Annotated in this window: 1 protein-coding gene; it reads left to right on the forward strand. The window is 61.8% G+C overall.

The window, feature by feature from the left end; genetic code table 11:
- Positions 1-246 (forward strand): hypothetical protein (locus AC1RPU_RS08450; protein ID WP_481769723.1); only part of this gene is annotated, 246 nt, incomplete at both ends.

The following is a 246-nucleotide window of genomic DNA, read 5'->3' on the forward strand; positions in this document are numbered from 1 at the left end:
TGGTTCGTCAGCCGTTACCGACGTGACCGACGCGAATCCACTGACAAGTGCGGCAGCGTTCGACGATGCAGCACTCGACGGGTTCAACCGCGTGTTGAAGGCAAAGATGGCAGTGGGTAGAGCCCAGGGGCGTGCCGGGTGGTGGAGCGCGCAACGGGGTGATCTGTCGACTATGTTGCGCTCGCACGTCGACAAGGGCGACCCCATCGATATCGGCCTGCTCGCCATGATGCACTGGTACATGGA

Source organism: Dellaglioa sp. CoH-55-MRSF-7 (assembly GCF_056782235.1).